We start from the raw sequence: 16,344 nt of genomic DNA on the forward strand, positions 1-16,344 counted from the left end.
ATCGTTAAGTGAAAGGCCCGGACCGTCAAGATTTTCCACTAAATCACTATTCTATTTTCGCGTTCGCACACGATGGTTTCAACCCGGAAAATTCGCAGCCGTGGAAGACAGTTTCAAACGGGTGAAAGCAACCAAATTCACGTCCTATGGCAACGCAAAACGACGTTTGAGGATAAGGCCACAAAAGGCGCCAAGACCGCAAAAGAGTAAGAACACCCAGCCGGACAAGGCGCCCGCGTGAATGCCTGATAGCAATACGCCAATGGTGCACCCCAACGCGGTCATCCCACCCCAGCCCATCAGCACACCGCCGACAAATCGGGTCGCCAACCCACCTAGAGATGGCCATGATGGCTTGAACTTCTCCGAAACCAATGCGGAGGCGAGACTTGCAACAATAAGCCCAATGACGAATACGCCGTTTGGAGAAAGCAGCGTGGTTTTGACCGCGCTTATGCAACCCCGCACCGTATCGAGCCCAGCCAGCGTTTCGGACATCCAGCCTTGCTGGGTGGAAACGGTTCTAACAATGCTTCCCAATTCAGCCGTGACGCCAATGGGTGCTAGCCGAAAATACGAGAATGCGCTGATCGTGGCGACGAGGATGCCGGTGACGACAGGGGGCCAGCGGGCGATGAACACCCGTGTCAGTGCCTGATGCAACTTTGCGTCTGCCGCCTTTTCGGGCGGGATGTCGTTGTTGTTATCCGCATAAAGAACAAGGGCAATCAGGATTGCGAGTACGCAAAACGACACAATAAACGCTGGACCGTAGCCCAGGTAGTGCGGCAGCCACACAGGAATGTCGTCGTACACAGCCAGGCTGTAGAGAAAATTCCAGCTGAGGAACGCCACGAAAAAACCGACGGCCGCACCGGCAAGCGCGAAAATCGATCCAAAGGCACCCTCCCCGAGACGATAAAAATGACCGGAGAGGCATGAGCCCGACAAAGCGGCGCCCAGACCGAAAATCGATGCGGAAACCGCGAGCACCCAGCCGACGGGACCAACATGAGCGTTGGGCGGCAAACGGCCCGGCTGTGGAACAGGGACCCAGGCCATCATGACAATCTGGTAGAACGCGACCCCTGCAATCAAGGCTACAAAAATCGCGACAAGTCCATCAGATCGCCTGTTTTCAACGAAATCGCGAAAATTGCAAAGAAAACAAAAGCGACCGCGCTGCAGGACAATGCCGAAGGCTGCCCCGGCAAGCAGCGCAAACCCCAATTGACGCCCCTCTACCAGCATGGAAACGCCGTAGAAGGTAAGAGCCAGTAAAGCTATCAGGGCAATGCCTGCCCAGCGATGGAAGCGTAAATTCATGAGATGCCAGGCAAATCTTTCAATTAACATCGCCAGCACGCCTAACGCGGCGTGCTGGTCGTGGATGGGATATGATCAGTGGTTATTTGCCGGTCCAGACGGTTCCAGTCGGGTTGCTGATCGGGACGCCGACGGCATTGCCGTATTCCGTCCATGAGCCGTCGTAGTTGCGGACATCGTATCCAAGTATTTTCTTCAGGGCGAACCAGGTGTGGCTCGATCGCTCACCAATACGGCAATATGTGATGACCGGAGCTGTACCGTCGATGCCCTTTTCGGCATAAATCGCCTTGATTTCTTCAGCCGATTTGAACGTTCCGTCCTTGTTGACGATGGTGCCCCATGGGACATTCACCGCGCCTGGAATATGGCCCGCCCGCACTGACAGCTCCTTGACGCCATCGGGCGCAAAGATTTTGCCGGAATACTCATCTGCCGAGCGGATATCGACGAGCTTGATATTGTGCTTGCCCTCAGCCACAGCGACGACATCGATAAAGCGGGCGCGAACTGACGGGTCGCTGTCCTTCAACGTCAGTGTTGTTGCCGTCGTTTTTGGCGCGGAGGTATCCAGAGGCAGACCCTCAGCCTCCCAAAGCTTACGACCACCGTCCAGAAGCTTCACCCGATCGCCCAGACCATAGGTTTCAAAGATCCATGCTCCCCAGGCTGCGAACCAGTTGTTGTTATCGCCGTACAAGACAATCGTTGTATCATCGCCGATACCGGCCTGCTGCAACAGGCTCTGGAAATGCTCCCGAGAGGCTATATCGCGACGTTCCTTGTCGACGAGATCGGTGTGCCAGTTCAGATTGGTCGCGCCGGGAATATGGCCACGCTCGTAAACGCCGGTGTCGACACTGACTTCGAAAACCTTGACCTTCGGATTTTCCAGATTTTGCTTTAGCCAGTCCGCGGTAACCAGCGCGTCCGACGCATTGGCCGATGCCAGACCGACCGTTGAAAGCAACAATCCCCCGAATACGGACGCCAGCAACTTGATATTGTACATTTCCCTACCCCTTCCTGATTTGATGACAATGGAAAGGTAAGAAGAAAGCGGAGGCACGCGAAGAAACCATTTTCCATATTATCGATAGGAAAAGAATAACTCGGTCAAAAACAATCAAAAGGTGAATATGAATACCCTATGGCAATTTACTCCCACAAAAACCCCCATAGGTTGTGCATCACACCGGCATCAAACACCCTCCAGCGGTTTAAACCGTTGGCTCAGTATTTTTATCGTGGCAGAGCCTCGATATAGGCGCGATATGCGGGCGATAATGTGTGGCGGTCGCGCCCGATAGCTGGAATGTTTTCGACAGAAACGCTCTTCAATCTGTCGAGCAATCCGTAACCCTGCGACCAGCGTCCGAAGCCGCTGGCAATGTTGATATGCCCGACATCGCCAAGATTAAGGAGATCGCTGCCCCAGGCCGCGCTCGTTGATGCCAGCTCTTCCGGCTCCATGTAGGGGTCAGACATGCTACCGACAACAAGGCTCGGAAACGGGAGCGGATCGGTCGGGAACTCACCAAACCGCACGATGCATGGATGGAGCGCCTCGACCTTTTGAAGGTGGGCGGGTGCGACTAACAACGCAGCCTTTATCTTGGCAGCAAGGGGACGCGCAGCCATATTGGCGACCAACAGGCAACCAAGGCTATGAGCAACGATGTAGGCGCCGTCACTAGCCGCGATCGCATCCTCCAGCCTCACCAACCAGTCCTCTAGGACCGGGCACTGCCAATTGTCCTGATCGACCAGGCTCGCGTCCGAATGATCCAGCAGCCAGTGCCGCTGCCAATGTCCTTCATCCGAACCATTGAGGCCAGGCACGATCAAGGTGGTACACATGTTTGCTCCGTGGATTGCTTGCGTCCCACAGCCAAGATGATGAATTCCACTATTTTAGTCGACTATTACATTTTCATGCGCCCGAGAGATCGGGAAAAAAGCATCCATTCATTTTCAAAAGCATGAAAAAAGCATCGCTTCAGATTTCCGCGATGAGCGAAACCGGCAAACTAAGTGTGATATCTCCAAGTCGGCGAGACGCTTGCAAGGCGCCTGAAGGCGCCTGCAAGCTCCAATCATGTTAGCGAACTGTATGACGCACTTCAGCGGGGTTTTCGGCCGCGCTTTTCCTGATCAGTTCGCGACCAATGATCGTACGGATCATATGGCTCTGCGGCGCATGTGCTCTTGCAGTGATCGCATCCCGGTGATGGCGCTCCAGATGATAGTCCCGGCGCAAACCGCGATTGCCGCCAAGCTCTAGTGCAAGATCGGTGATCGTTACCGCATTCTCGATGACCACATGGCGTACGGCCAGTGCATCGGTTCCGACATTTTTCTTGTCATCAATGTCGCGGCCGACGGAGACCAGGAGGCGTCTGTTCGCGGCAATCAACACCTCGATTTGCCCGAGCGCTTCCTGAATTCTAGGGATTGATGAAAGTGGTGCGCCGAGGCTCGCCGGCACATGGCCGGTCAGATGCTTTATCAGATCATTGCGGGCTGAGACGGCCACGCCATGGTAGACAGCCGCCAGCAGGACAAAAAAGTTATACCCGTCGACCTCATCCCGACGAAGAGGCTCACTCGCCGGCTGCTCGGCAACGACGTTTTCCAGAGGCACGCGGACGTCATTTAAAAGCAAGTCATCACTCGCGGTCGCAAACATGCCCGTCGCGTCCCAGGCCTTCTCACGGCCGATACCATCGAGGTCCAGAGGAACCAGCAACTGGATCAGTCGCGGTGTCTCCTCAACCGTCGTCGCCAGAACGATCGCCCATTTCAGACCGGGTAGCCCGGTTACGAAACTCTTGCGACCGTTGACGACCCAAGCGTCTCCGTCGATGCGCGCGACCGTCTCTGGCAATCCACCGTGGGCTGGAGAACCAATGCCTGGCTCGGCCTGTGCATTATTGAGCAAAGCCGGTCCGGAAAGATTTGCCGTCAAGACTTTGGCAGCAAGAACATCAGGCCACTTGCCGCGGCGGATGCTGCCGTGAACACTATAATGCATCGCAAGAACAAGGGCGGTAGAGGGGTCACCTTCAGCAATCGCTGCGATGACAGCCTGGGCTGTCTCGATCCCTTCGCCCCACCCCCCGGTTTCCTTAGACTGGATCAGGCTGAGAAGGCCTGACCTGAAAAGCTCGATAAAATTCTCTGCAGGAAATTCCCCTGTCCTGTCGTGAGCGGCTGCGGTCTTACCGAAGCCCTCAGCAAGCGATCTGGCAATATCGATCGGGTCTAAAGTGGGCCTTTGTGACGGCGCCACAGCGGAAATCAGGGCCGTCATGCAACTGCCCTTTCATTCGCCAGAACAAAACGGTCATCGATCCAGGTGTGAATGTCGAAGTTGTCCTCAAGGAAACCCCATTCGTGCAGGAAATCCTTGTAGTGGCTAATGGCCGTTACGAGTTCCTTGTCGAGGCCAAGGCCAAGATGGCGATGAACATCGGGGCCATTGGCAGCCAGAACCTGTTCTTCAGTGGCACCGGCTTCGCGCGCTATGAAGCGTCTTGTCTCTTCCGGGTGCTCTTCTGCCCAGACAGACGCCTTGCGGATTGCGTCAACCAGGCGCTCGACAAGGTCCGGACGTTCATCGGCCAGGCGAGCATCAACTGTCAGAACCCTCGGCGAACCCGAATTGATACGGATGTTCGGGTCGGAATGAAACCCGAACTCAATCACCTGGACTGCGCCAATCAGATTTGCGACAGAAACACCGGCGGTCCCTTTGACAAAGATCGCATCGACCTCGCCGCGCAAGAGTGCAGCGATCTCCTCTCCAAACGATTGTCGGCGCTTCAGACCGAACAGCGAAGGTCCCTCCTGCGTTTCCAACACGGAATGGTCCTGGACGATATCGATGAGCTCAACATCGCCGATCCGCAAACCTCCAAGAGACAAGGCCGAGACGATGCCCTTCAGCGCCGTTGCGCGCATGAAATCGACAATGCCCTCCGGCCTGCGCGGTACGCCAACGCGGCGCCCTGCTAGATCAGCAACCGTTCGAATACCTGTTTGCGGCAGCGTAATGATTGCCTGAAACTCGTCCGTCCATGTAATGCCGACAAGACGTGTATCGCGTCCTTCCGATCGGGCGCGGATGGGCGGAACGTTGCCACCGTGCCTGAATGACCATTCCAGCGTGTGGTTGAAATGGCTTTGCCTGATGGAACGATCCGGCGAATCGATGATCGATTTCAGGGCAATACCGACATCGCCAAAGGCCTTTTCGAGATAACCAAGCTGGACGGCCAGACCGACCGGGGTCGGAACCGGGCAGCGCGTATACCAGATTTCAGATAGTGGAGTGCTCATCGCTTGACCCTTCATGACAGGCGGAACATCGACAGTGTCTAATGTCCGCGAATAGACCATTTACTGAAGGCCCGCCGTTACCGGGCGGGCGATATTGCTGTTGAGCTCAGGACGCAACGATGTGCGCAAAGGCAAGGCTTCCTGAGACCCCTTCGGCCCCGACCGTGTGGCCCGATATCCGTTTGTTGAAGATGGTAATCTCAGGGGCCGCGACGATATCGATCGCAGGGACATCCTCGATCAGGATCTGCTGGATCTCTTTCCACTGGGCAACGCGTTTGACCGGATCAATTTCGACCGCCGCCGCTTCCAGCAGGGAATCAACCTTCGGGTTGCTGTAGGCCGCACCATTGGAAAAAGGCACGCCTTTCTTGAAGTTCTTTGACCAATAAAGACGCTGAACACCAACCGTCGGATCGAACAAATTGCTCATGCCCTCATAGGCAAAATCGAAATCGCGATCGGTGTAGATGCGTTTCGTATAGGTCGCGAAGTCCTGGGTACGCACCGTGACATCAATGCCGACCTTCGCCAAAGCCTGACGGATATAATCCGCTCCGCGCGGATAAGCCTCGGTACTCGGAACGTAATCCAGATTGAGCTTGAAGCGAATGCCGTTCGCGTCTCGTTTGTAGCCTGCATCATCCAGCAGCGCTTCCGCAGTCTTGAGATCGATCGGATAGGTTTTCAGATCGTCGACAAACCATCGCGTCAGCTTTGGGTTGATGGGCCCGGTGATCGGCGATCCGTATCCGTAATTGACAGTATTGAAGATGACGTTGCGATCAATCACATGGGCAAACGCGCGACGGACGCGCACGTCCTTGAACACCTCTTTTTCGAGATTGAATTCAACGCGGCTGATGGAATTTGAGTACTGATAACCATTGGTCTCAAAGGCCAGGTCCGGCAATTCCTTCAGGCGATCAAGGTCGCTGTAGGCCACCGGTGTGCTTGGCGCGAGATCGATCTCGCCAGTTTCGATCGCAATGGCTCGGGCGGCCGCATCGGGAATGAAACGAACGATAAGCTGATCCAGATAGGGGCGTGGCGCATCCCAATAGTCTGGATTGCGCTCATAAACGACATGGCTGCCACGCACCCACGCCTTGAATTTAAACGCTCCCGTGCCGATTGGTGCCAGATTGACCGGGTTTTCGGTCACCTTCGTTCCTTCATAGAGATGCTTGGGCACGATCGGCGATTCCGCAGCGGCGAGCGCGGTGATCAGGTAGGGTGCGGGCTTCGATAGAACCAAGACTGCCGTCAGCTCGTCCGGAGTTTCCACATCCGTCAAATTCAGGAACGTGTTGCGCCCGCGCGGATGGACCTCCTTGAGGGTCCGGATTGAGAACGCGACATCGGCAGCGGTAAACGGCTTGCCATCATGCCACTTTACACCAGACCTCAGATTGAAGGTGTATCGCAGGCCATCGTCACTGATCGCCCAGGACTTCGCAAGAAGTGGTTGGGGGTTGAGGTCGAAGTCGTAGGTCAAGAGCCCCTCGGTGACCTTCGGCGATACATAGACGGAGTTGTAGGCGGTGTGGGCGATCGTTGTCAGAACAGGTGGCTCGGATGATATCAGCAACGTCGCAGTGCCGCCGCGTGCCGGCTCAGCGGCACCCACCTTCAAACCCGACATTGATGCCGCGCCGAGCGCGACCGACGCCAGAAGGAAACTCCGTCTCGTCGTGCGATTGAAATCAGTCATGTGATATTCTCTCCTTTTGAGCGGTAAAAACCGGCAAACCAAACGCTGGCGCATTGAGAGAAGTTTCTTTCGTCATTGGGAGCCCTCGCGCCAAAAAACGCTACAGCTCCCATTTTGTAGAAATTATCTTTTCTTATGCGGGTTATTTTCTGTAATTTACGGAAAATAATTCCATTACTCTTTGACAAATTCCATAAAATTAGTCAACTAATGACGCACTCCTGATGGAGCATGAGCGACTTGGACGGTTACGGATGGGAGCCGATGTCAAATTCGAAACGGATTTTCTCTCAGGCACGTCGTGTCGCCATTCAGGCGGTTCCGACAGTCCTTGGAATTGTCATTCTGAACTTCTCTCTGCTGCAACTTGCACCGGGCGACGCAGCCGATGTCCTCGCTGCTGAAGCTGGTTCGGCGACGGTCGAGACCATGGCCGAAATCCGCTCCCGCTTCGGACTGGATCTGCCTGTTCTTCATCAGCTGATGAACTATCTGGGCAATCTGGCGCAGTTCAGCCTCGGTTATTCTCCGCGCTACGGCATGCCTGTTGCAGATCTCATCGGTCAGAGACTACCCGGGACCCTTGCGCTGATGGGCGCAGCACTCGGAATCGCCATTGTCGCAGGCGTATTCCTTGGTGCGATCATGGCGCTTTTCTCCGGCAAGCTGCCAGACCGGATTATCTCGATTGGATCACTGATCTTCTATTCTGTACCGGGGTTCTGGATCGGGTTAATGCTGATCCTGACATTTTCCGTGAAGCTCGGCTGGCTTCCGTCGGGTGGGGACAGCACGATTGGTAGCAGTCTCACGGGCTTCGACGCGGTCGTCGACAGAGCCCGCTATATCGTCCTACCGGCTTTGTCGCTCGCCTTATATTTTCTGGCGATCTATGCGCGGCTGACCCGCGCCGCGATGCTGGAGGTCAAATCACAGGATTACGTCCGCACGGCACGCGCGAAGGGTGTTTCGCCCTGGCGGCTGACAATTCGCCATATCCTGCGCAATGCACTCATTCCAATCACCACGATGGCCGGCATGCATATTGGCGGCCTGCTTGGCGGCGCCGTCGTCGTCGAGACAGTCTTCAGTTGGCCAGGCCTCGGTCGACTGGCGTTCGAAGCCGTCATGGCCCGCGACTTCAGTGTCCTGCTTGGCATCCTGCTCCTGTCCTCTCTGGTCGTCATCGTCGTTAATGCAGCCGTAGACCTCCTGCAGGCATGGCTAGACCCTCGCATTGGAGAAAGCCGATGAGTTCCACGAACACCACCGCACTCCTGCACGCTCCCGAGATCACCGCTCAGGCAAAGGCCGGCACACTCGACACCCAAAACGCCTTGCCCCCCAAGGACGACAAAACCTGGCCTTACCTTCATGCCCCTGACGCCCTGTCGGCCAGGACCGCATCGGTACCGCGCAGAGGATTGCGTCGTGAAATCAAGGTCTTTCTGAAAAACCCGAATGCGATTGTCGGGTTGCTCTTCCTTGCCACCGTAATCGTCACCGCACTTCTCGCCCCGCTTGTCTATCCCGGCGATCCCCTGGAGATGGTAGCGCGTCCGTTCCTGTGGCCCGGTCAGAACGGAGCCTTTCCGCTTGGCACGGATTCCATGGGCCGCGATGTGCTGGCCGGGATTGTACATGGTGCGCGCATCTCTTTGACCGTCGGCGTCGTTGCCACGCTGATCGGGCTCACGATCGGCATTTCGGTCGGCGCCTTTGCCGGGTACTTCGGCGGTGTCATTGATGACGTCCTCGTTAAGCTGATCGAAATCTTCCAGACGTTGCCAAATTTCGTACTGCTCGTTGTACTCGTCGCCATTGCCCAGCCATCCGTCACAACGGTGACCTCCGCAATCGGTATCATTACCTGGCCCTTGGTCGCCCGGCTGACGCGCGCCGAATTCCGCGCAATCCGCGAAAAAGATTACGTCCTGGCGGCCCGCAGCCTGGGATACGGACACGCGCGCATTGTCTTCACCGAAATCCTGCCCAACGCCCTGCCTCCCATCATCGTGACGTCATCTGTCATGGTCGCCGGTGCGATCCTGATGGAAGCAGCACTGTCCTTTATGGGTCTCGGCGACCCCAACCGTGTCTCCTGGGGTTCGATGATCGGATCCGGACGCGACGTGATCAGAACCGCCTGGTATCTCACCGCACTGCCGGGCCTTGCCATCGTCTTCACCGTCATATCGCTGAACCTCATCAGTGACGGGCTGAACGACGCACTCAATCCCCGCTTTTCGGAGGAACGCAGTTGACCCCTTTGGTGGAAGTCCAGGATCTGTCCGTTGGCTTTGGCACGGCACAGCCCGTAAAAGGTGTGAGCTTCAAGGTGCACTCCGGTGAGATGTTGGCAATCGTTGGCGAAAGCGGTTCAGGTAAGTCCCTGACGGCCCTCTCTCTGATTGGACTGTTGCCATCGAACGCAAAGATCGGTGGCCGCATTTTACTGGAAGGTAAGGATCTTTTACCTCTTTCCGAGCGCCGCTGGCGGTCTATTCGCGGCCGAGACATCGGCATGATCTTTCAGGAACCGATGACCTCGCTCAACCCTGTGCTGACGGTTGGCGAACAGATCATTGAGGTCCTGCGCATTCACGAGCGCATTAATAAGCACGAGGCGCGCAAACGGGCCATCGAACTCCTGGAACTCGTCAACATTCCGGAAGCTCGACGCCGTGTCGACGACTACCCTCATCAGCTTTCAGGGGGCATGCGCCAGCGTGTGATGATCGCCATCGGCGTCGCCTGCAACCCGAAACTGCTGATCGCCGATGAAGCAACAACAGCGCTCGATGTCACGATACAGGCACAAATCCTCCAGCTCCTCGACAATCTTCGACGCGATCTCAACATGGCGGTCGTGCTTATCACACACGACCTCGGCATCGTCGCACAATGGGCTGATCGGGTTATGGTAATGTATGCGGGACGAAAGGTGGAAGAGGGCTTACCGGAGCCCGTGTTCTCCCATCCCTACCATCCCTATACGCGTGGATTGCTTGCCGCCTCGCCAAGAGCAGAGGACGGACAACACTACCGAGATGGCCCACTGATCGAAATCCCGGGGTCCATCGTCTCCGCAACGGGTGAACGAGGCTGCGCCTTCCGTCCGCGCTGTCCGGACGCCCGCGGTTTCTGCGGGCAGTTTGTTCCCCCGCTCCGCTCTATTTCCGAAGGGCGTTATGCCGCCTGCCCGTTTGTGTCCGAAATTTCAGGGGAGGTCTCCGATGGCGCTTTTGTCAGTGCATAAACTGTCCACCGAATATGCTGGAGGGCGCGGAACGGTTCGCGCCGTCGATGACGTCTCCCTGGAGATAGAGGCCGGTGAAACCGTTGCGCTGGTGGGAGAATCCGGCTGCGGCAAGTCTTCGCTCGGCAAATCTCTGATGCGCCTTGTTGAACCGTCCTCGGGACAGGTCGTGTTCAATGGCGCCGACGTAACGGCGATGTCATCGACGGAACTGCGTGGCATCCGCCGGCGCATACAAATGATCTTTCAGGACCCATTCGCCTCTCTCAACCCTCGCCAGACAGTCCGCACGATCCTTACTGGCCCACTGAAAGTGCATGGCATCGGCGACAGGAAGCAACAACAGGAAATTGTCGAGGCAATCGTCGCGCAGGTCGGTTTGCCCGAGGATTCCCTCGACCGCTATCCGCACGAATTTTCCGGCGGTCAGCGTCAGCGCATCGGCATCGCCCGTGCCCTGATCCTAGAACCGGAACTGGTCGTCTGTGACGAACCGGTTTCCGCGCTCGATCTATCGATCCAGGCCCAAATTCTCAACCTTCTGGTAGAGATGAAGAACCGGCTGTCGCTGTCCTACCTCTTCGTCTCGCACGACCTGTCCGTGGTCCGTTATTTTTCTGATCGTGTGCTCGTCATGTACCTTGGAAAAATTGTTGAAAGCGCACCGACTGCGGAATTGTGGGCTGCACCTCGCCACCCCTACACCCGTGCCTTGCTGGCTGCCGTCCCAGATCCTTCACGTCGCAAACAGGCCGCACCGATTTCTGGTGATCTTCCAAGTCCTCACAACCCGCCATCAGGCTGTCGGTTTCACACCCGGTGTCCATTGGCGAGCGACCTCTGTCGCGAGAAGGCACCCGAATACCAGTTCTTCGGCAAGAACCACGCTGTGGCTTGCCATCACGCACAATAACCTCAAGGAGTACTTACCAATGGTCGACTATCGTTATCTCGGGCGCAGCGCGCTGAAAGTTTCGCCGCTGAGCTTAGGCACCATGATGTTTGGTGGCCCGACACCGGACGAGACTGCATTCCGGATCATCGACAAAGCCCGTGAACAAGGCATCAACTTCATCGACACGGCGGATGTCTATCACGACGGAAAGTCCGAGGAAGTTGTGGGCCGTGGCATCAAGGCACATCGCGATCATTGGGTGCTGGCGACGAAATTCGTCAACTCGCACACCAAGGGCCCGAACCTTGGCGGCCATTCGCGTAAATGGGTCATCGAAACAGTCGAAAACTCCCTGCGGCGTCTCAATACCGACTACATCGATATCCTCTATTTCCACCGCGCCGTATTCGATGCTCCACTGGAAGAGCCGGTTCGTGCCATCGCCGACCTGATCCGCGCCGGCAAGTTGCGTTACTTCGGTGTTTCGAATTTCCGTGGCTGGCGTATCGCGGAAATATCGCACATCGCAGATCAGCTTGGCATCGATCGCCCTGTCGCCAGCCAGCCGCTTTACAACATCGTCAACCGCACGGCGGAAGCCGAGCAACTGCCGGCCGCCCATCATTATCGTCTCGGCGTCGTTTCCTACTCGCCACTGGCGCGTGGCGTTCTGACTGGCAAATACCAGCCTGGTCAGGAGCCTGGCGCCGACACACGTGTTGGCCGTGGCGACAAGCGCGTCCTGGAAACGGAATGGCGTCCAGAATCTGTTGAAATCGCCCAGAAGGTTGCAGCGCATGCCGCCGCCAAGGGCGTCTCCGCGGCGGACTTCGCGCTTGCATGGGTGCTGAACAACAAGTTCGTCACCGCCGCCATCACGGGCCCCCGCACCGAGGAACATTGGGACAACTACGTTCGCGCCCTCGACGTCACGATCGATGCCGACGATGAGGCACTGGTCGACAGCCTGGTCACGACTGGTCACCCCTCGACACCCGGCTTTAACGATCCAAGTCACCCGGTCGAAGGTCGCGTTCCGCGCAATCTGGCACCCGCGACACGCCCGGCTGTAAAGCCTCGCGCCGTCGCGTGACAACAGGCCTGCGGCAGGAAACGTGCCGCAGGCTTTTCCAATTTTCAAGGAATAGCGCGATGTCCAAGACCAATATAGCGACGACCGGCACTGCTTCCCCCTCCGAGGTGCCGAGCCGCGACGAAATACTGGAGAGGGCGAAGGAAATCGCAGATTACGCGGCCAAGAATGCTGCGTTGCGTGAACGGGAGCGGATTCTGCCGTTCGATGTTTTCAAGCTGATCAAGGACGCCAAACTCGGAACCCTGCGTATTCCGGAAGCCAAAGGCGGACCTGGCGGATCAATCTCCGACTACATTGAAGTACTGATGATCCTCGGGGAGGCGGACAGCAATATCCCCCATGCGCTGCGCAGCCATTTCAACTTTACTGAACATCTCGCCCTCACGCCCGTCGAACTTGAAGATCGCCGGCACCTCGAAAACGTTCTGGCAGGCAAGCTTTTCGCAGGCGCCAGCACGGAACAGGGCACCAAACGACCGGGGGAAATCACCACACAACTGAGTACCGATGGCGATCGCTACAGGCTGAATGGCAGGAAGTGGTACGCGACCGGCACAGCGTTTGCAGACTTCGGCACTTTTAGTGCTGTCGACGAACAGGGCAATCCGATTGGTGTCTTGATACCCCTCGACCGCGAGGGCATCACAATCCTGGACGACTGGGACAGCATGGGCCAGAGGATGACTGCAAGTGGTGGCGTTCGCCTCGATAATGTGGAGGTACTCCCGCACGAACTTACGACACGGCGGCTTTCCAGCCAGGTCGGGCGTCACTCATCTGCCCTGCGTCAGCTTCATCTGGCCGCATCGGCAACCGGTGCTGTTCAAGGCGCGGTCAATGATGGCATTGATTACGTTCTCAACCAGGCTCGCACTACCCTTCACAGCTCAGCCGAGATTGCCAGCCAGGACCCGTTCGTTCAAAAAACTGTCGGTGAACTGAGTGCTGGCGCTTTTGCCGTCAAAACACTCATTCGGGAAGCTGCACGAACACTCGACAAGACAGCTGCCGCGTTTGCCGCAGGCGACGAAGAGGCATTCGAAGCCGCATTGCTGGAAGGCTCACTTGCAACGGCGCGCACGCAGATCATTGCCTCCCAGATTTCCCTGAACGTAGCGACAAGCCTCTTTGAACTTGGCGGCGGCTCGGCAACCTCGGCGGAACGGAACTTCGACCGGCACTGGCGTAATATCCGCACCGTCTACAATCACAATCCGCTGCTGCACAAGGCGCGCGTGGTTGGAGATTACTTTCTGAACGGCACCACAACGCATCTTAGGGAAGGCCGGGTTTTCTGACGCCGGCGAAGAGTAAAGCCCATGCCAACAGAACTCGCCTCCTCCTCCAACACAGTCGCAGCTCTGCGGCTGCCAACCCTTTCTCGATTGCCGCCGCTGACAGCTTTGCGAGCCTTTGTCGTCGCCGCCAGACATGCGAGCTTCGCGCGCGCCGCCGATGAGCTGCATGTATCGACGACCGCAATTGGACAACAGGTCCGCATCCTCGAAGGCCACCTCGGCCAGCCCCTGTTCAACCGCCAGCGTGGAGAACTCAGGCTGACAGATGCAGGGGCCGCTCTTTATCCTGGCCTCGCAAACGCTTTCGACACAATGATCGACAGCATTTCCGATCTATTGCGTTCGGGCTCCAGACCAAGGCTTCGTATGCTGGTCTGTCCGTCCTTGGCAGCACGCTGGCTTGCACCTCGGCTTGGCAACATCAGCCAAGCTCTGGGCGATGTTGAGCTCTCGGTCGAAACAACCGTGAACGGGCCGCTTGGCCTGCAGCAACTTGATGATGTCGACTGTGCCATCGTCGCAAGCGATGAACGTATCCCGGGCTTCACCTATGAGCCGCTTTTCGATGATGCGGTCATTGCGATCTGTGCTGCGGATTTCGCTTCGCGCCACCAGCTAGCCGGTGAGCCCGAAAGACTAAAGCGCAATTCTATTCCGATACTGCACGGCGCCGACCCCGATCCTGTATTTGAATGGCCACATTGGTTGCGCGCCAACGGCATCCATTCCCGCATACCCACGACGGGCCCACGCTTTACCCATCCGCAGGTTCTCATTGAAGCAGCCGCTGCTGGCCATGGCATCGCGCTTGTACGACATTCTCTTGTGGCCGGAGACCTGACGACGGGCCGTCTGGTTTCTCCATTCGGCACGCCACAGCCTACGGTCAATCGTTATCATCTCATCGCAAGCCATGAGAGGCGGCGGCAGCCAGAAATAACCTCACTCATCGCAATGCTGCGCGAGGATGTCCCCTCTTTTGCCACCGCCGCCTGACGCGCCCGTCCCACTTCAGGCGCGAATTCTGCTTGTTTCATTGATGGTGTGGATGTTCTGCGGCCGTGGCAGACCATAATGGTCGCGAAGCGTGTCACCGGAATAGTCGGCGCGAAACAGTCCACGCTTTCTCAGAAGTGGCACAACCTCATCAATGAATATATCAAATCCGCCCGTGAGCCACGGCGGCATGATATTGAAGCCATCGGCAGCTCCTTCCCGGAACCAGGTCTCGATCCAGTCGGCGACCTGTTCTGGGGTTCCTGCGATGACCTTGTGGCCGCGACCGCCAGCAAGCCGGTGGAGCAGTTGCCGAATGGTCGGGTTTTCACGATCGATCACATCAAGCACCAGTTGATGCCGGCTACTGTCTGCACGGGCTCTCGTCGCCTCCACAGCCTCGCTTGGAAGCGGCTTGTCGAGATCGGCATCACCAAGATCGATACCTGTGATCCTGGTCAGTTGTGTCAGCGAAAAAGCGGGCTGGATGAGATCGTTGAACTCGGCTTCCAGCTTTTTCGCATCTGTCTCCGTACCGGCGATAAAAGGACTGATCCCCGGCAGGACCTTCACATGGGCCGGATTGCGACCAGCACTTGCGACCCTCTTCTTGATGTCCGAATAGAATGCCTTTGCGCTTTCTATCGTCTGATGTGCGGTGAAGATCGCTTCGGCATATTGGGCGGCAAACCCGCGCCCGTCGTCGGAGGAGCCAGCCTGAACATAGACAGGCCGACCCTGCGGCGAACGCGACACATTCAGTGCACCCTGGACACGGTAAAACTCGCCTTCGTGATTGGCGGGATGAATACGATCGGTATCGGCGAAAAGCCCGCTTTCTTTGTCGGCAACAATAGCGTCGTCTTCCCAACTGTCCCAAAGCTTGGTTACGACATCAACGAACTCGCTCGCCTGTCGATATCGATCCGCATGTGACGGGTGTTTTTCAAGATTGAAGTTTGCGGCGGCAGCATCCACTGACGTGGTCACGATGTTCCAGCCGACGCGGCCACCACTGATGTGATCGACGGATGCAAACAGACGCGCGAGGTTGTAGGGCTCATAATAGGTCGTGGACGCGGTTGCGATGAAACCGATCTTTTCCGTGACAGCCGCAAGGGCCGCCAGCATAGTGATTGGCTCCAGCCGGTGTTTTGCGGAGTATCTGATATTCCCGTCGAGAACTGGCGCATCAGCGAAGAATATCGCATCGAGCTTTGCCGCTTCAGCGCGCCTTGCGATATCCTGATAAAGCCGGATATCGGTGACGCGATGCGGCTCGGACTGCGGATGGCGCCATGCAGCCTCATGATGCCCGCCGGGATAAACAAATGCGTTGAGTACGAGTTTTTCGGACGATCTTGCCATGAGATCCTCATCCTTTTGCCGTTTGCGAAAAAATGTGGCGCGTCCGGACAA

The 16,344-nt window shown here is 56.9% G+C and carries 14 protein-coding genes; 7 read left to right on the forward strand and 7 right to left on the reverse strand.

The window, feature by feature from the left end; genetic code table 11:
• Positions 1-144 precede the first annotated feature (144 nt).
• From FY156_18565 to FY156_18590, 6 genes are all read right to left on the reverse strand, one after another.
• Positions 145-1,326, reverse strand: a complete 1,182-nt coding sequence (locus FY156_18565) for a YeeE/YedE family protein (protein ID UXS05143.1) — start codon at positions 1,324-1,326, stop codon at positions 145-147.
• A gap of 82 nt (positions 1,327-1,408) precedes the next feature.
• The gene (locus tag FY156_18570) at positions 1,409-2,338 is read right to left on the reverse strand and encodes a sulfurtransferase (GenBank protein ID UXS03562.1); all 930 of its coding nucleotides are present in this window, start codon (positions 2,336-2,338) and stop codon (positions 1,409-1,411) included.
• A 230-nt stretch (positions 2,339-2,568) separates the two neighbouring features.
• Positions 2,569-3,186: a serine hydrolase family protein gene (locus FY156_18575; GenBank protein ID UXS03563.1), complete on the reverse strand. Its 618-nt coding sequence runs from the start codon at positions 3,184-3,186 to the stop codon at positions 2,569-2,571.
• A 241-nt stretch (positions 3,187-3,427) separates the two neighbouring features.
• Complete coding sequence (locus FY156_18580) at positions 3,428-4,639, reverse strand: acyl-CoA/acyl-ACP dehydrogenase (protein ID UXS03564.1); 1,212 nt, start codon at positions 4,637-4,639, stop codon at positions 3,428-3,430.
• Positions 4,636-5,667: an ABC transporter substrate-binding protein gene (locus tag FY156_18585; protein UXS03565.1), complete on the reverse strand. Its 1,032-nt coding sequence runs from the start codon at positions 5,665-5,667 to the stop codon at positions 4,636-4,638. The genes FY156_18580 and FY156_18585 overlap by 4 nt, the downstream gene beginning before the upstream one ends.
• Positions 5,668-5,773: 106 nt before the next feature.
• Positions 5,774-7,381: an ABC transporter substrate-binding protein gene (locus FY156_18590; protein UXS03566.1), complete on the reverse strand. Its 1,608-nt coding sequence runs from the start codon at positions 7,379-7,381 to the stop codon at positions 5,774-5,776.
• Positions 7,382-7,645: 264 nt separating this feature from the next.
• Here FY156_18590 and FY156_18595 point away from each other — a divergent pair, with 264 nt between their 5' ends.
• From FY156_18595 to FY156_18625, 7 genes are read left to right on the forward strand one after another with little or no spacing between them, the layout of a single operon-like run.
• Positions 7,646-8,635: an ABC transporter permease gene (locus FY156_18595; protein ID UXS03567.1), complete on the forward strand. Its 990-nt coding sequence runs from the start codon at positions 7,646-7,648 to the stop codon at positions 8,633-8,635.
• Positions 8,632-9,645: an ABC transporter permease gene (locus FY156_18600; protein ID UXS03568.1), complete on the forward strand. Its 1,014-nt coding sequence runs from the start codon at positions 8,632-8,634 to the stop codon at positions 9,643-9,645. Before FY156_18595 ends, FY156_18600 begins: the two co-directional genes overlap by 4 nt.
• A complete protein-coding gene (locus FY156_18605; GenBank protein ID UXS03569.1) occupies positions 9,642-10,640 on the forward strand; it encodes an ABC transporter ATP-binding protein in 999 nt (332 codons plus the stop codon). The genes FY156_18600 and FY156_18605 overlap by 4 nt, the downstream gene beginning before the upstream one ends.
• Entirely contained in the window at positions 10,618-11,553 is a 936-nt protein-coding gene (locus FY156_18610; GenBank protein ID UXS03570.1) for an ATP-binding cassette domain-containing protein, read from the forward strand. Before FY156_18605 ends, FY156_18610 begins: the two co-directional genes overlap by 23 nt.
• Positions 11,554-11,572: 19 nt before the next feature.
• Positions 11,573-12,628, forward strand: a complete 1,056-nt coding sequence (locus FY156_18615) for an aldo/keto reductase (GenBank protein UXS03571.1) — start codon at positions 11,573-11,575, stop codon at positions 12,626-12,628.
• 59 nt (positions 12,629-12,687) lie between these two features.
• Complete coding sequence (locus tag FY156_18620) at positions 12,688-13,929, forward strand: acyl-CoA dehydrogenase family protein (protein ID UXS03572.1); 1,242 nt, start codon at positions 12,688-12,690, stop codon at positions 13,927-13,929.
• A 21-nt stretch (positions 13,930-13,950) separates the two neighbouring features.
• The gene (locus FY156_18625; protein ID UXS03573.1) at positions 13,951-14,925 is read left to right on the forward strand and encodes a LysR family transcriptional regulator; all 975 of its coding nucleotides are present in this window, start codon (positions 13,951-13,953) and stop codon (positions 14,923-14,925) included.
• Positions 14,926-14,940: 15 nt separating this feature from the next.
• On the opposite strand, the gene FY156_18630 is transcribed toward FY156_18625, so the two are convergent.
• On the reverse strand, positions 14,941-16,293 hold the full coding sequence (locus FY156_18630) for an LLM class flavin-dependent oxidoreductase (protein ID UXS03574.1): 1,353 nt from the start codon (positions 16,291-16,293) through the stop codon (positions 14,941-14,943).
• Positions 16,294-16,344: the final 51 nt, after the last annotated feature.

The organism is Agrobacterium tumefaciens (assembly GCA_025559845.1).
Lineage (GTDB): Bacteria > Pseudomonadota > Alphaproteobacteria > Rhizobiales > Rhizobiaceae > Agrobacterium.

What these genes read in the sequence shown, in the direction of transcription:
- FY156_18630 (UXS03574.1), bottom strand. Translation starts at nt 16,293, where the DNA reads ATGGCAAGATCGTCCGAAAAACTCGTACTCAACGCATTTGTTTATCCC.
- FY156_18580 (UXS03564.1), bottom strand. Translation starts at nt 4,639, where the DNA reads ATGACGGCCCTGATTTCCGCTGTGGCGCCGTCACAAAGGCCCACTTTA.
- FY156_18615 (UXS03571.1), top strand. Translation starts at nt 11,573, where the DNA reads ATGGTCGACTATCGTTATCTCGGGCGCAGCGCGCTGAAAGTTTCGCCG.
- FY156_18595 (UXS03567.1), top strand. Translation starts at nt 7,646, where the DNA reads ATGTCAAATTCGAAACGGATTTTCTCTCAGGCACGTCGTGTCGCCATT.
- FY156_18625 (UXS03573.1), top strand. Translation starts at nt 13,951, where the DNA reads ATGCCAACAGAACTCGCCTCCTCCTCCAACACAGTCGCAGCTCTGCGG.
- FY156_18570 (UXS03562.1), bottom strand. Translation starts at nt 2,338, where the DNA reads ATGTACAATATCAAGTTGCTGGCGTCCGTATTCGGGGGATTGTTGCTT.
- FY156_18575 (UXS03563.1), bottom strand. Translation starts at nt 3,186, where the DNA reads ATGTGTACCACCTTGATCGTGCCTGGCCTCAATGGTTCGGATGAAGGA.
- FY156_18610 (UXS03570.1), top strand. Translation starts at nt 10,618, where the DNA reads ATGGCGCTTTTGTCAGTGCATAAACTGTCCACCGAATATGCTGGAGGG.
- FY156_18600 (UXS03568.1), top strand. Translation starts at nt 8,632, where the DNA reads ATGAGTTCCACGAACACCACCGCACTCCTGCACGCTCCCGAGATCACC.
- FY156_18585 (UXS03565.1), bottom strand. Translation starts at nt 5,667, where the DNA reads ATGAGCACTCCACTATCTGAAATCTGGTATACGCGCTGCCCGGTTCCG.
- FY156_18620 (UXS03572.1), top strand. Translation starts at nt 12,688, where the DNA reads ATGTCCAAGACCAATATAGCGACGACCGGCACTGCTTCCCCCTCCGAG.
- FY156_18590 (UXS03566.1), bottom strand. Translation starts at nt 7,381, where the DNA reads ATGACTGATTTCAATCGCACGACGAGACGGAGTTTCCTTCTGGCGTCG.
- FY156_18565 (UXS05143.1), bottom strand. Translation starts at nt 1,326, where the DNA reads ATGAATTTACGCTTCCATCGCTGGGCAGGCATTGCCCTGATAGCTTTA.